The sequence below is a fragment of the Gulosibacter molinativorax genome (assembly GCF_003010915.2).
In the GTDB taxonomy this organism is placed as follows: Bacteria; Actinomycetota; Actinomycetes; order Actinomycetales; family Microbacteriaceae; genus Gulosibacter; species Gulosibacter molinativorax.
On the sequence record NZ_CP028426.1, the window covers coordinates 1,438,251 to 1,452,198 of the forward strand.

Consider the following 13,948-nt stretch of genomic DNA (forward strand, 5'->3'; position numbering starts at 1 on the left):
GGAGCGCCTAGCACGCGCCCGGCTCAGAATTCCAGGCCAGGCCGACGAGCTCAGCCAGCACTTCGAGATCGATGTCCTCGGGCTTATTCACGTAAAGACACGAAGCGCCGACGGAATGCTTGCCGAGCCGGTTCAGGTACTGCTCGCCGCCATCAATGCCGGTGAGTCCGTAGAGCGACAGCTTTGCCTTGCGCGGGCTGAAGCCGAGCTTGAATGTGTCGCCCTCGCGCCCCGTCGCGTACTTGTAGTGCACCTGCCCGTAGCCGATCATCGACGGTCCCCACATCACCGGCTCTTCGCCAGTGACGCGATTAAAGAGTTCGAGCAGCAACCGACCGTCCCGGACCCGCCGCTCCGAGTCGAGCGATTCGATGTACTCCTCCGGGGTTTCGGCGGTCTGTGTCGTTTTGATGTCGGCGGCGTTCTTACCGGTGTGCCCCTCGGTATACACGGCGTCGCGAGATGCAGGCTCAGGTACTTCGCCGCCCAGGCTCTTGCCGGCTGCGTTCAGTGCCGACTGCAGCCGCTCAAGACTTCGCGCACCGACCCCATGCAGGTTCGCAATGTCTTCGTACGGAACGCCGTCGAGGGACTCGAGGTCCGAGTAGCCGGCGCTCGCGAGGGCCCTTCGGGCCGGAGCCGCAACGCCGGGAATCGTGTCGAAAGAGGTTGCCATGGTGCCGATTGTAAGTGTTGCCCCGACCGCCGGATGAGGGCGGGCGGGGCAACAGGCGTTTGGTGTGTCTACTTGTTACTGGCGGTGCCGACCGCTGTCGGGTCCGGGTCCCCCTTGCGCCAGTGTGCCCAGTGCCCGTCGTGCTCGAATTCAATCGAGAGCGGGATGCCGGTGCGGTCGCGCAGCAGCAGCGTGCCGATCACCGAGATCACGATGGTCGCGAGCAGGTACCAGACGATCGCCCACGTCGTGCCGGTGGCCTGCAGCAGCGCCTGCGCGATCGTCGGCGCGAAAGCACCACCGATAACCGCACCGATCGCGTACGCGATCGAGACGCCGGAGTATCGAACGGATGCGGGGAAGGACTCGGCGTACCAAGCGGCTTGGGCCCCGTATGTCAGACCGAGGCCGACGCCGAGGATCGTCACGGCCCAGCCGACACCTGCAACGCCCGTTGCCGAGAGCGCGAACAGCGGGATGACGCCGGCGGCAAGCACGACCCAGCCGATGAGGTAGAGCGGCTTACGGCCGATCTTGTCGGAGAGCCAACCGGCGAGGAACGTGAATACGAGCCACGACACTGCGCCGCCGAGGTTCGCGAGCTGCACGCCGACCGGGTCGAAGCCGAAGCCGCCCTGGTCGATCGGTCGTGATGCCAGACCCTGAACATAACCACCGGTCGTCATGTAGCCGACCGCGTTGTTGCCCATGAACACGAGGGCGCACAGGAGCACTACGACGCCGTAACGCTTGAAGACCTGCACGATCGGCGCCGATTCCTGCTGCGCGGTCTCCTTGATCTCCTGGAAAACCGGCGATTCCTCGACCGCGCGACGCACCACGTAGCCGACAATCACGAGAATGATCGAGAGGAAGAACGGGATGCGCCAGCCCCACTCGAGGAACGCGTCACCCGGGAAGAGCGCGCGGACCGCGGCCAGGACGCCGGTCGCGAGCAGCATGCCGATCGGCACACCCGACTGCACGAACGAGCCGTAGAGACCACGCCGGTGAACTGGCGAGTGCTCGATGGCCATGAGCACCGCACCGCCCCATTCGCCACCGGCCGAAAGGCCCTGCAGGATGCGCAGCAGCAGCAACAGGATCGGCGCCGCGATGCCGATCATGTCGTAGGTCGGCAGCGCACCGACGAGGGTGGTCGCGGCACCCATGAGGAACAGCGTGATCACGAGCATCGGGCGACGACCGATCCTGTCACCGAAGTGCCCAGCGAGGAACGCGCCGAGCGGCCGGAACAGGAATGAAATGCCGATCGAGACGAGCGAGATGATCTGCGCGAGTCCAGCGCCTGCCGGCTCGAAGAAGAGTTGAGCGAACACGAGGTTCGCCATGAATGCGTAAATGAAGAAGTCGTACCACTCGATCGTGGTTCCGACCACTACCGCAGCGAGGACTTTGTTCCGTTCCCGTGCGCTTGTTTGTGCTGTGTGGTGGGTCACGCTGACTCCTATGTCAGATTGTCCAGGTCCTGGGAATTCAGGGCACATCAGGAACTTAACGGTATCACTCAGGCTTTCGTTCATGTTGATCCGATACGCATCGTGACCGCAGCAAAATTCGCAATTTCGAGAAGCCCGTCACGCCGAGTCCGGATGACGGCAGCGACTACGGTCACAGATCAGCGCATGTAACGAGAACCGAGGAGTCATAATGACCGCCCGACCAACACCTCACGGCAAGCTCGTCCCTGTCCAGGAGGGTAGCGAGCTGCAGCTCCAGCGCACGTTTGCCCTTCCGGCCGAAACAGTCTGGGCAGCGGTGACCGAGTCGGATCGGCTCGAGCAGTGGATCGGTCGCTGGGAGGGTGACACCTCGACCGGTCAAGTCTCGTTCTTCATGACCGCCGAGAGCCCGGATGCAGAGGCCTCCCCCGTCACCATCCACGAGTGCGCTCGGCCTCACCGCCTCTCGATCGACACGGGTGCCGGTGAGATGCTTTGGCACCTTCGCCTCGAGATTGCCGACGTCGAGGGCGGGACCGTCCTCACCTTCGTGCATCTGCTTGGCGCGAATGACCAGGTCGAGAACGTCGGCCCGGGCTGGGAGTACTACCTCGACCGGCTCGTGGCCGTGCTGACTGGCGGGGATGTCGCAACTATTTCCTGGGACAACTACTACCCCGCGATGAGCGCGTACTACGACTCGCTCGCGTAGGCGTCCCGTGCCCAGCGAGTCGATCTCGGTACGCGGCGATCGCCGATGGTGTAATCCCCAGAACCCGTCGAAAGTGTCGCGTCAAATGTGCCTGATCGTGAAATCCCGCGAGGGCCGCCGCATCTGCAGGGCGATAGCCCTCCGCGAGCAAGTGACGCGCGAGATCCACCCGACGCCCCACGAGATATTGGTGCGGCGGAATGCCGTAGGCCTGCGAAAACACGCGCACGAGGTGGCTCGGATGCGCACCGAGCTCAGCTGCGGCCTCAGCGATGGTGAATGACTCGGTGAGTCGATCATCCAGCAGTTCCCGTAAACGCCGCGCGAGCGGAACATCCCGAGTAATGTCACCGGGGCGGCCGAGGTGCTCTAGCACCTTGTCGTGGATGTTCAGGAGCCAGTGTTCCGCGGCGAGAAGGTCGCCGGGCTGTTCGAGCGCGCTATGGATGCGGCGCACCGCCGCGAGCGCCTCCGGCCCGGCAAGCGTTGGCCTGCGCACCGCCATTCCCGTGACCGCATCCGGGAGCCATTCCTGGTCAAGATACAAGACCCGCTTCCGATAGCCACCACCGTCAACCGCCGAGCGGCCGTCGTGGGGGATGCCCGGTGGTAGGAGCGTGACAGAGCCGGGCTCGGCGTGATGGTCGCCTTCGTCTAGTCGATAGGACACCGCGCCCCGGTCAACGAGCATCACCGCCCAATCGTCGTGCGTGTGCATCGGGTACGCGTGGTCGAAATTCGCGTGGTAGACCTCGCGCAACGACGGCACCTCGGGGTGCCAAGCCTTAACGCGATCAACCATGCAAGAAACGTACAAGACAGCGGTGGGAGTCGTCCACGAAGCTTGCGTCACGAACTCTTCCCGAAGGATGCGACGACGAATGACGAACCCAACCAGCGCTGCTTCGAACGGCGATGCTTCAACCACCACCGGCGCGGGAACCACCGACGCGATGCACGACCCCGCGAGCCGCCATCTGCGTGACCTCGTGTATGAGACCCTCGCGAACGAGGGCCGAGCGCCCTCGATGGGCGAGCTCGCGACCAAGACCGAAAGCACTCCGGCGGAGGTGCGAAGCCGGATGCAAGCCCTTGCTGACGAGCACGCTCTCGTGCTCAACGACGAGGGCGACGCGGTGCGAATGGCGCATCCGTTTACCGCCGCACCGATGGCGTTCGTCCTCACGCCCGTCGACGGGTTTGACGACCGCCGCTGGTGGGGCGGGTGCGCGTGGGACTCGTTTGGAATCAGCGCGGCGCTCGGCCTCGACGTGCGCGTCGAGACCGCGTGCCCACATTGTGCCGCCGTGATTTCATTCGTGACCGGCCCGGAGACCGCTCCTCCGGAAGACCTCGCGGTCCGATTCCCTCGCCCCGCGGCCGAGTGGTGGGAGGACGTGGTCGCAACCTGCACGAAGATCCGGATGTTCTGCTCGCGTGAGCACGCCGAGTCCTGGACCGCACAACACGCCCCCGGCGAGGGGTACATCGCGCCAGCCACCTCGGTATGGAGCCTCGCGCAGCCCTGGTACGGCGACCGCATCCGCGCCGACTTCGAGCCGCACACGAGCGAGCACAATCAGGCACTCCTCGAGGAGCGCGGGTTCACCGGCGACTTCTGGAAGCTGCCGTAGGCGTCCCGCAAACACGAGTGCCTCGATACACGCACTGTGGATCGGGGCACCGGTGTCTACGGAACTACTTCCCGCTGTAGACGGGGAACACGCTGTGCTCGCCGTAGTCGCGAGCGTCGAGGCTGCGAAGCTTTTCCATGTCCGCTGCGCTGATCTCGAAGTCGACCTGTGCGTTCTCGCGCATGTGATCGGGGTTCGCCGTCTTCGGCAGCGACTGCGTACCAAGTTGCAGGGTGTAGCGGATGCTCAGCTGCGGGACCGTCACTCCGTACTGCTCCGCAATCGCGGCGACCTGCGGATTCGTCAGGATCTCGCCGTGGGCGATTGGCGAGTATGCCTGCACGAGGATGTTCTTGCTCACGCAGTAGTTGAGGAGCTCGCTCGGGGTGTTGCCGACGTGCACGAGCACCTGGTTCACGTGCGGGGTCACGGTCGCCGTCTCGAAGACATTCTCGAGGTCCTCCTGCAGGAAGTTCGAAACGCCGATCGCGCGCAGCTTGCCGGCCTTGAATGCATCCTCGAGCGCCCGCCACGCCTCCCGGTTGCCGTCCGCGTAGTCGCCGCCGCGGAAATCGTCCCAGGGCTGAGGGGCATGGATGAGCATCAGGTCGATGTAATCGAGCCCCATGGTTTCGAGCGAACCATCGATGGCGGCAACCGCCGCGTCGTAGTCCTTAATCTCGGCCGCGAGCTTGGTCGAGATGAAGAGCTCCTGGCGCGCGACCCCGGCGGTGCGCACGCCTTCGCCGACGCCGCGCTCGTTGCCGTAGGCCTGTGCGGTGTCGATGTTGCGGTAGCCGATTTCGATCGCGTCGCGAGCGGCCTGGGCCGCCTTGTCGTCTTCGATGAACCACATACCGAGCCCAAGCTTCGGGATCTCGACGCCGTTCGAGAGGGTATAGGTCTCATTGAGAATCGTCATGCGCAAAAATTCCTTCCGCTGCTCCAGCATGGACGTTGCGCCATGCACGACAACTACTGTCGCGCGCAAAAATCTACGCTGTGCAGCGGAAGGAATTATCCGGGGAGGGATCTGACCCACCCGGCGGGGATGCGCATCCCGGATTTCAAGCGCGGACTTTAGGCGGCGGCGGCTCCCACTGCCTCCTTCTTTGCCGGCGCGCCGAACGCGAGTTTGCGTGCGCGCAGCATCACAACGGTGCCCACCCAGAGGATGAACATCGGGTTGAGCGCGTGGAGGCCAACGGTGAAGTACGCCGCGACAGGGGCGCTCGTTGAGTTTTCGTCAACGCCGAAGATCGCACCCGTGAGGATGAAGATCAGCGTCTGCATGATGAGCAACACGAGCATGAGCACGGTGAGCCAGATCGTGCTTTTCCCGGCACGAGAGACCGCGGCCGCGATAATAAGCAGAATGAACAGGACCGGTAGGACGATTCGCCCGACGGTTCCGTGAAGGGCGAAGCCTTGCTGCCCCTCGGAGAAGAAGCCAACTCCGGCCATGTAGTACTGAAGTCCGACACCAATGAGAACGAGAATGCTGAGGACAAAAAATACCTTGCGCATGACGATTCCTTTCACGCAAAGGGATTGGTGATATCGACGGTATTTCACCCCCTCGCCCGCGAACATCCCGCGGAGTCCCCAGTGCCGGTAGTGCTAGCAACACCTTCCGATGCGGCCCACCACGTCTCAGATCGAATCAGGGCGCACACTTCGCTATAACCAGGCCTTTTATGAACAATCATGCTTGACAGCGGCGGTCAACCCGCGGGGAAAATGGAGTATGGGTCATCCCCCTGCACCGTTGGTTTGGTCACTGGGGGCGATCACCGCGTCCGCTGTGACCGCCACCTTCTTTACTGTGCTCTACGACGATCCGGTTCGCTGGCTCGTAATCCTCCAGCTCCTCCTTGTGCCCATCCCCTTCCTCGCGGTGGGGTTCGTGCTACTCGCGAAACGCCACGTCGCGGGGCGCTACCTGCTCCTTGGTGCGAGCCTCGGGCCAGCACTGACCGCCACCCTAGAGTTTTGGCTCACTCGTCGCATCGCCGAGACCGGTACCGAGGCATGGATGCCGTGGGCCGTCATCGCTGAGGGCAGCATTGGCACAGTCGGAACCGCGGCCTTTGCCATCTTGACCTGCCTGTTCCCGGCGTGCACGCCAGCGACGAACGGGCAGCGGTGGTTCGTGCGGGTGATGTGGCTCCTACCACTCCCGGTCGCGCTCGCGTTCGTGGCGCATCCAACCGTGCTCACCGAGCGTGTCGCGTATGGCAGTCTCCCGGAGTTTGCTAACCCAATCCATCTCGACGCGATTTCAGGCCTGGCACCGTTCCTCCCCAACGTGCGAGTAACTTTCTACCTCTCCATCGCCGCAGCACTCGTCATTCTCGTACTCCGGTACCGACATGCGAAGGCGGATACCCGTCGGCCAATTCGGTGGGTCCTGTTCGGTAATGCCACGGCAGTATTGATCGCGGCAATGCCGTTTCTCGTGCACGCCATCGCCGCGAACAGTGCGGCCATCGACAAATCCGTTGTCGCGCTGAGCTCGCTCGCGATTCCAGTCATCCCGCTATCGATCCTGCTCGCGCTCGAACCGCCCGTGTGGCTGGACGCCGATGCGGTCATCCGCAAATCCTTCATCTACGGCGCGATGACGTTTGGCATCATCGCTATCTACGCTGCGGTCGCTGCCGGGCTCGGACTCACGGCGGGGGTCGGGATGCCCGTCGAACTCGCGATTCTCCTCACCGCCATCTTCGCCGTAAGCTTTCAACCCGTCCGGGAACGGCTTCGCGCGATTGCGGACCGCTGGGTGTTTGGCCAGCAGCAGTCATGGGAGGCCGCAGCACTCGAGGATGCTAGCCATGGAAATCACGGCGACCGACATAGCGATGGCAACGGCAACGGCAACGGCAACGGCAACGGCAACGGCAACGGCAACGAGCTTCCGGATGCTCTCACCGGCGGCGCACCCGAGGCCGACCCCACCGCGGCTGGCCAGCGCCTCGCCCACCTCGTCCGCGCCGCGCTGAGGCTGCACTGGGTAACCGTGTCGATGCCGCCGAACGTCGAGTGTTCGGCCGGTATCGCAAGCGGCAATCCGGTACTGCGCGTGCCGTTATTCGTCGAGGATGCGCAGGTCGGCGAGATTCGATGTGGCCAGAAACTTACTGGGCGGCTGAGCGATCGCGAAGTGCGGCTTGTCGTCGCGCTCGGCGACCAGTACGCGCTCTCGGTAGCGAACGGTCGCCTCGCCGGGCGGATCGTGCAGGTGCAGGAGGCCGAACGGCGCCGCATTGAGCGAAATCTTCATGATGGTGCACAGCAGCAGCTCGTGGCGTTGATCGCGCAGCTCGGGCTCGCGCAAACCAGGCTCGACCGCGAAGGCATCGGAGCCGAGCTCCTTGCCGACTTCCAAGACCAAGTGCGCACTATCCTCGCGGATGTCCGCAGCCTCGCCCAGGGCATCCACCCGACGGTTCTCACGGATGCGGGCCTCGTCGAGGCGGTCGAAGATCGCTGCAATCGGCTGCCGCTCAGCATTCGAGTGCACGCATCCGATGGCCTTCGCGGTGCACGCTTCAACGACGACATCGAGGGCGCCGCGTACTTCTTCGTGGCCGAGACCCTCGCCAATGCGCTGAAGTACGCGCAGGCGAAGCACGTCTTCGTCGATCTCCTTCGCGATGGTCCGGTGCTCGCACTCACTGTCACCGACGACGGAGTCGGGTTCGATTCGAGTCACGTCGTCCCACGCGGGCTCGCGGGCCTCGCCGATCGGTTCACGGCGCTCGCGGGCACGGTTGCGACGGACTCGACCCCGGGAGTCGGGACGACGGTACGAGGACGGCTGCCAGTGCTTGCCGGAGGTGCGGGATGATTGACGTGGTTATCGCGGACGACCACTATCTCGTGCGCGAGGGTACTCGGCAGCTGCTGGAAGCATCCGGCGAGGTGCGCGTGAGCGCGGCTGTGGCCGACGCGGAGGAGCTACTCGCCGCAGTGGATGCTTTGGACCCTGACGCGGTCGTCGTCGACATTCGCATGCCACCGACACATCAGCTCGAAGGCGTCCTCGCGGCGCGCGCCATCAGGGCCACACACCCGAAGGTCGGCGTCGTGGTGCTCTCCCAGCACGCAAACTCGATGTACGCCTTCGAGCTGTTTCGGGACGGCACGGACGGCCTCGCTTACCTGTTGAAGGACCGGGTCGGGGATCTCCAGCAGCTCCTCGAAGCACTCCGGCGCGTGATTGCAGGCGGCTCAATCATCGATCCGTTCGTGGTCCAGTCGCTCCTCAACCGGCAGACCTCGGCCGCTGATCAGCTCCTCGAGCAGCTCTCTGCCCGCGAGCGCGAGGTCCTCGCGTCGATGGCCGCAGGTGCCTCGAACGCTGCCATCGCCCGCGAGCTCTACCTCTCCCCATCCGCCGTTGCCAAACACATCAACGCCATCTTCGCCAAGCTGGGCCTCTCCCCTGCCGCCGAAGAAACCCACCGTCGCGTGGCCGCAGTGCTCGCATTCTTACGGGCAGAAGTGCCTGGGCAATAGCCTTCGCTGTCTAGTCAGTGGGCTCGCCGATGGCACTGGTCGCCGCGTCCCAATGCACGATGTCGCGCGTGAACCGCCGATCTGAAAACAAGCGTAGGTGCCCTATACCGGAGTACTCGATGTGCGTCGCCCGCGGAATCGCAGCCGCCGTCGCACGCACCGCTTCCGGCGGAAAGAAGCGGTCCTCCTCGGCAGAGATGATCAGCACGGGAATATCGATACGGCCAAGCACATCGGTTGCATCAAACCTCGCTTCCGCTGCCGTCTCGACGACGAAGTCTCCCGGCGACGTGTGCATCCGCCCCATCGACCTGACGACCAAAGGTGCCAATAGCTGCCGCAGACGGGCGAACCTCGGGCCCTCCACGACGTACTCGAGGAGCGTCGCAGCCGCTTCCCGATGCCTCCCGGCCGCCTTGTGTTCGGCGAACCGCAAATCGATGTCAATGATGTCCGGGGCGATTTTCGCCGCGGCTCCCGCGATGACGATTCGCTTCGCAACCTCAGGATGATTAGCCGCGAGGTAGAACGAGACCAAGCCGCCAAACGACTCACCGATAATCAGATCGACCGGACCACCAATGACATCACGAATGAACTTCGCGTAGTCATCCGCCATATCCGCCACGGAATGCCCGTGTGGCATGTTTCGAACACGCGTCGCGACCCAAACGGAGTACCCCTCTTTGCTGAGCGGGCGAATGGTGCTCGCCGACATACTTGCCATCGCGCCACCGGAAATCTCACTCCCCGGTCCGCCCGGGATCAGAAGTACCGTCTTCGGCCCGTCGCCGACCACGATATATTCCATTCCGCTCACCGAGGTTCCGGTTCGCGTCGGCGAGGCCGCTCTGCGTTTCGCCAGCATGACTGTCACGAGGGCGGCCGCCCCGACCAACGCTGTCGCTGCGAGTGCCGCGCGAGACGATTTCGACATCTTGGTTCCTTCGTGTCGTCGGTGCCTTCTCTCAATGACAGCAGTCCCAAATGCGAGGAACACCGCCGCGCGGTCGGTTTGAGGAAGAGCCGCACTCGCGACGGAGGAAAGCCGGAGGAACACAGCGACTTTTCTCCATTCTCGGCAATCTTGCTATACAAGTCTTGCTACACAAGGTATCGTGTGAAGCATGAATAGTGACCAGGAGCGAGTCGCCACCAACATCCGCAAGGGTGTGCTTGAGTTCTGCGTGCTCGCGCTCCTGTCGCGCCGCGAAATGTACGGACTCGAGCTCGCGAACGAGCTCACCGAGCGCCATCTCACCGCGAGCGAGGGGAGCCTCTATCCCCTGCTCTCGAGAATGCGCACGGCAAGGACTGTCGAAACCCGGTGGGACACGCCCGACGAGGGTCGCGCCCGCCGTTATTACACGATCACCGACCGTGGTCGGCAACAGCTCCAGACCTTCGCCGGTGTCTGGGGCACCATCGCACCGCAGGTCAGCGGGCTTCTCCAGGAGGAATCATGATTCGCGAACACAACGCCGCCGCACGCTACCTCACGAGCCTTGCGACCGAGCTCCGCGGGTTGCCGGCAGAGACTCGGGGCGAGATTCTTGCCGACGTGCGCGCGCACATCGACGAGGCCACGGAAAGCGGGCGAGACATTGACGAAGTGCTTACCAAGCTCGGCGACCCCGCCGACGTCGCCACGGATGCACGGGAGCAGCTGGGCGGCGATTCCTTGCGTGACCCGGCTGAGCGACCAGAGCGGATGCTCCGCATCGCCGCACTCGTCCTCGCCATCGTGTCGGCTGTGGTCGTCTCGTTTCTCCTCCCCTCGTACGCGATCGAAGAAGTTGGCACCGCCGGCGATGCGACCGGATCGACGCTACAAAGCGCATCCAATCTCTTCGAGAGCTATGGGCTCGGCGTGGCGCTGCTCCCCCTGCTCCCCGCGGTGCTCGCCGTGCTGCCGCTCGTGCTCCCGCCGCGATTTCGTCGGGCCATGGGCTGGGTCAACGCCGTGCTCATGTCGCTGTTTTCGGTCGTGGGAGGCTTTACTCTCGGCGGGTTTTTCGCGCCGCTCGCGCTGTTGATGTGGGCGGCAGTGTTCGTACCGTTATGGCTTCGACAAAGTCGACCCAAGGCATTCGGCCTAACCGTGCGAATCCTCGGAGCAGTGATGCTCATTACGCCTACCGCGTTTGGCGTCATCGGTGCACTCACGGGCACCTTCATGGATCCGGATTGGCGCTTCTGGCTCGCCGCCGCACTCACGTTCGCCCTCGGAGTGCTATTCGCGATCAGGCTTCGCTATGCCGACGTCGTCGTCGCCGGCCTCGGCGCCGCACTGATGCTCCTCGCGGTAGTCGATGCGGGTCTCCTCGCCCTCGCCGTCTGGTGGATGGGCGGGCTCTGGTTCGTCATCGGGCTGAGCGCCATCGCGGCCAGGATGCGCCCAGCCCGCAGCTAACTGGCGCCGTAGTGCAAATAAGCGGTGCCGTTGTCGAAGACGCGGTCCTCAATGAGTCGCAGGCCGAGGTTCGCACCCTCGGGAAATGCGCGCAACCCACCGCCGACGAGCTTCGGCACGATGAAGAGTCGAAGGTCATGAATCATGCCCGCCAGCATGGCCGGCGCGGCGGTCGTGGGGCCGAAGATTTCTACCTCGCCCGGTGCATCGGCGACGATCTGCGCGAGGGTCGAAAGATCGAGTGACCGAACGAGACGTGCGTGATCAGAATGAAAGTCCGTCTCGGTCAGCGTCGACGACACGACAACGAGCGGCAGTTCCCGCCAGCGTCGCGCGAACGCGTGCTCAAGTTCGCCCCAGGTCTCGTCCTCCGGCTCACGCTCCCAATACCGCATGAGCTCAAAGGTCTTCCGCCCGAGCACCTCAGCCGCGACCGCATCCATCCGGTCGACATGCAACTGAAAAATCTCTTCGCTCGGCGCGGCCCATTGGAAGTCGCCGTTCGCATCCGCGATGTAGCCGTCGAGCGACATCGCCGTCGTAAAGCTCAGGGTGCCCATAGGACATCGCCTTCTCCCCTGCCCGCGCGAGACCGCGACTGCGAACTCGCATCACTTGTCGCGAGCGTACGCCCGCGTACTGGCAATAGCCCGCACGAAAGCGATTCACCCGCGCGCGGCTGAGTCAGTCCTCGAGAATCTTGGGCGGCACGCCCTCCGGCAGATCGCCATGCTTTTTGCGGTACTCCCGCGCATACGCGCGCACGGCCGTCGGGAGCGTCGCAAAAATATAATTCCCGCCGACCTCTTCGAGGAATCCGGTCGGTTCTAGGCTCCTCGCTAAGTCCTGCTTCACGCGGGCCATCGCGAACCGCACACCCCGCTTCTCGAGCTGCTTTCGTAGGTCCTGGAGCGCATCCACCGCGGTGAGGTCGACCTCGGTATTCGCCTCGGCGTTGAGTAAGAACCACTCCACCGGCGGCTCGGCTTCGTCGACGGCATCAAGCGCCCGCTCGACGAAATCATCGGCGTTGGCGAAGAACAGCGGTGAGTCGTAGCGGAAAACGACGAGACCCGCGACCGCGGTCGCTTCGTCATAGTCTTCGAGGCTGTGCATCCCGGGTACCCCCGGGGCGTACCCCAGCACATCCGCGTAAGGCCGCGTGATGCGCCGGATGAGGTCGAGGATTGAAAGCCCCACGGCGACGCCGATGCCGACGAGGACGCCGAAGAACACCACTGCAGCGGCCGTCACACCGGTGATGATGAGCTCGCTGCGACGGAAGCGACCAATGCGGCGAATCTCTTTAGCATCGATGAGTTGCGTCGCCGCGAAGATCACGAGGGCGCCGAGCGCCGCATCCGGGAACGACTCGAGCACCGGCCCGGCAAACAGCAGCACCATGATCACCGAAACGACGACGACGATGGCGTGCACCTGCGTTCTTGCCCCGGCCGCGTCCCCGAGCACGGTGCGCGAGCCGCTCGAGGAGACCGGGAAACCCTGCAGGAAGCCCGTCGCGACGTTCGCCGCGCCGAGCGCGAGCAACTCCTGGTTCGGATCGATCACCTCACCCTTCCCGGATGCGAATGCCCGCGCGGTGAGGATGTTGTCAGAGAACCCGACGATGGCGATGCCCATTGCATAGGGCAGCAAGGCCCACAGGTCTACGTCGCCGAGGTTTGGGATGCGCGGCTCTGGAAGTTCCTGAGGCACCTGCCCGATGACTTCGAGGCCGTACCGCTCGAGCCCGAACAGCGCCACGACCCCGGCTGCGAGAAGCAGTGTGATCAGGGACGAGGGTGCCCGCGGGACGAGCCAGTTGGAGAGATAGAGCACAATCAGCACCGCCACGCTCAGCAAGACCGTCGGCAGGTGCGCCTGGCCCAGCTGGCTCACAAGCGACACCGCTTCTTCCCACGTATTCGCGCCGGAGACGTCGATCTTCGTCACCTTGCCGAGCTGACTCACGATCATGAGCACGGCGATCCCGACGAGGTATCCGATGAGCACCGGTCGCGAGAGGAGTTTGGTGAGGAAGCCTAGCCGCGCGATCGATGCGACGAGGCAAATGATGCCGACGGCAATGGCCAGGATCGCGGCGACTTCGGCGTAGCGCTCCGGCCCGCCGGCGGCACTCACGAGCGCGCCAACCCCTGCCGCGGTCATGAGCGCGGTCGTAGACTCCGGCCCGATCGACAGCTTTCGCGAGGTGCCGAGGAAGAAGTAGATCACCATCGGCGCGAGGACGGTCCAGAGCCCGACCACCGCCGGGAGCCCCGCGATGACGGCGTACGCCATGACCTGCGGCACGAGATAGGCCGCGACGGTGATGCCCGCAATGATGTCGCCACGCAGCCATGAGCGCTCGTAGTGCTGAAAAACGGCGATCCCGGGGAAGAAACGCTGCCATCGTGGTCGTTCGTCTGGCATGCATTAACGGTACTCGCCTTCACACCCATCGCGCCCTCACGGCGGCACCGAGGGTGGCGCTGCGATACTAACCGCGGTCCGAGTCGGGCCACCAGG

The 13,948-nt window shown here is 64.2% G+C and carries 14 protein-coding genes; 6 read left to right on the forward strand and 8 right to left on the reverse strand.

The features are described 5' to 3' along the window. Positions 1–7: 7 nt before the first annotated feature. On the reverse strand, positions 8–676 hold the full coding sequence (locus GMOLON4_RS06815) for a DUF1801 domain-containing protein (protein WP_026936207.1): 669 nt from the start codon (positions 674–676) through the stop codon (positions 8–10). A gap of 68 nt (positions 677–744) precedes the next feature. Then, entirely contained in the window at positions 745–2,136 is a 1,392-nt protein-coding gene (locus GMOLON4_RS06820) for an MFS transporter (protein WP_245575367.1), read from the reverse strand. 211 nt (positions 2,137–2,347) lie between these two features. On the opposite strand from GMOLON4_RS06820, the gene GMOLON4_RS06825 reads away from it, so the two are divergent. Then, entirely contained in the window at positions 2,348–2,851 is a 504-nt protein-coding gene (locus GMOLON4_RS06825) for an SRPBCC family protein (RefSeq protein WP_026936208.1), read from the forward strand. Here the strand turns inward: GMOLON4_RS06825 and GMOLON4_RS06830 are convergent. Continuing rightward, complete coding sequence (locus tag GMOLON4_RS06830) at positions 2,793–3,653, reverse strand: helix-turn-helix domain-containing protein (RefSeq protein ID WP_084147355.1); 861 nt, start codon at positions 3,651–3,653, stop codon at positions 2,793–2,795. The two genes, GMOLON4_RS06825 and GMOLON4_RS06830, sit on opposite strands and share 59 nt — an antisense overlap. A 79-nt stretch (positions 3,654–3,732) precedes the next feature. Between GMOLON4_RS06830 and merB the strand changes: the two genes are divergently transcribed. After that, positions 3,733–4,485: an alkylmercury lyase family protein gene (merB, locus tag GMOLON4_RS06835; protein ID WP_245575369.1), complete on the forward strand. Its 753-nt coding sequence runs from the start codon at positions 3,733–3,735 to the stop codon at positions 4,483–4,485. A 64-nt stretch (positions 4,486–4,549) separates the two neighbouring features. On the opposite strand, the gene GMOLON4_RS06840 is transcribed toward merB, so the two are convergent. Continuing rightward, positions 4,550–5,407, reverse strand: a complete 858-nt coding sequence (locus GMOLON4_RS06840) for an aldo/keto reductase (RefSeq protein ID WP_026936212.1) — start codon at positions 5,405–5,407, stop codon at positions 4,550–4,552. 158 nt (positions 5,408–5,565) lie between these two features. Continuing rightward, a complete protein-coding gene (locus tag GMOLON4_RS06845) occupies positions 5,566–6,012 on the reverse strand; it encodes a DUF6220 domain-containing protein (RefSeq protein ID WP_026936213.1) in 447 nt (148 codons plus the stop codon). Positions 6,013–6,289: 277 nt separating this feature from the next. On the opposite strand from GMOLON4_RS06845, the gene GMOLON4_RS06850 reads away from it, so the two are divergent. Continuing rightward, positions 6,290–8,335, forward strand: coding sequence for a sensor histidine kinase (locus GMOLON4_RS06850; RefSeq protein ID WP_146137426.1), 2,046 nt, complete (start codon positions 6,290–6,292; stop codon positions 8,333–8,335). Beyond that, on the forward strand, positions 8,332–9,006 hold the full coding sequence (locus GMOLON4_RS06855) for a response regulator transcription factor (protein ID WP_245575371.1): 675 nt from the start codon (positions 8,332–8,334) through the stop codon (positions 9,004–9,006). The genes GMOLON4_RS06850 and GMOLON4_RS06855 overlap by 4 nt, the downstream gene beginning before the upstream one ends. Positions 9,007–9,016: 10 nt before the next feature. Here the strand turns inward: GMOLON4_RS06855 and GMOLON4_RS06860 are convergent, their stop codons facing one another. Beyond that, complete coding sequence (locus GMOLON4_RS06860; RefSeq protein WP_026936215.1) at positions 9,017–9,943, reverse strand: alpha/beta fold hydrolase; 927 nt, start codon at positions 9,941–9,943, stop codon at positions 9,017–9,019. A 190-nt stretch (positions 9,944–10,133) separates the two neighbouring features. Here GMOLON4_RS06860 and GMOLON4_RS06865 point away from each other — a divergent pair, with 190 nt between their 5' ends. Both GMOLON4_RS06865 and GMOLON4_RS06870 read left to right on the forward strand, forming a co-directional pair. Continuing rightward, positions 10,134–10,472: a PadR family transcriptional regulator gene (locus GMOLON4_RS06865; RefSeq protein ID WP_026936216.1), complete on the forward strand. Its 339-nt coding sequence runs from the start codon at positions 10,134–10,136 to the stop codon at positions 10,470–10,472. Then, positions 10,469–11,419: a DUF1700 domain-containing protein gene (locus GMOLON4_RS06870; protein WP_051266349.1), complete on the forward strand. Its 951-nt coding sequence runs from the start codon at positions 10,469–10,471 to the stop codon at positions 11,417–11,419. Before GMOLON4_RS06865 ends, GMOLON4_RS06870 begins: the two co-directional genes overlap by 4 nt. Here GMOLON4_RS06870 and GMOLON4_RS06875 read toward each other — a convergent pair. Continuing rightward, positions 11,416–11,979, reverse strand: coding sequence for a dihydrofolate reductase family protein (locus GMOLON4_RS06875; RefSeq protein WP_026936217.1), 564 nt, complete (start codon positions 11,977–11,979; stop codon positions 11,416–11,418). The genes GMOLON4_RS06870 and GMOLON4_RS06875 overlap by 4 nt on opposite strands. Before the next feature lie 124 nt (positions 11,980–12,103). Beyond that, a complete protein-coding gene (locus GMOLON4_RS06880; RefSeq protein ID WP_026936218.1) occupies positions 12,104–13,852 on the reverse strand; it encodes a SulP family inorganic anion transporter in 1,749 nt (582 codons plus the stop codon). Positions 13,853–13,948 lie beyond the last annotated feature (96 nt).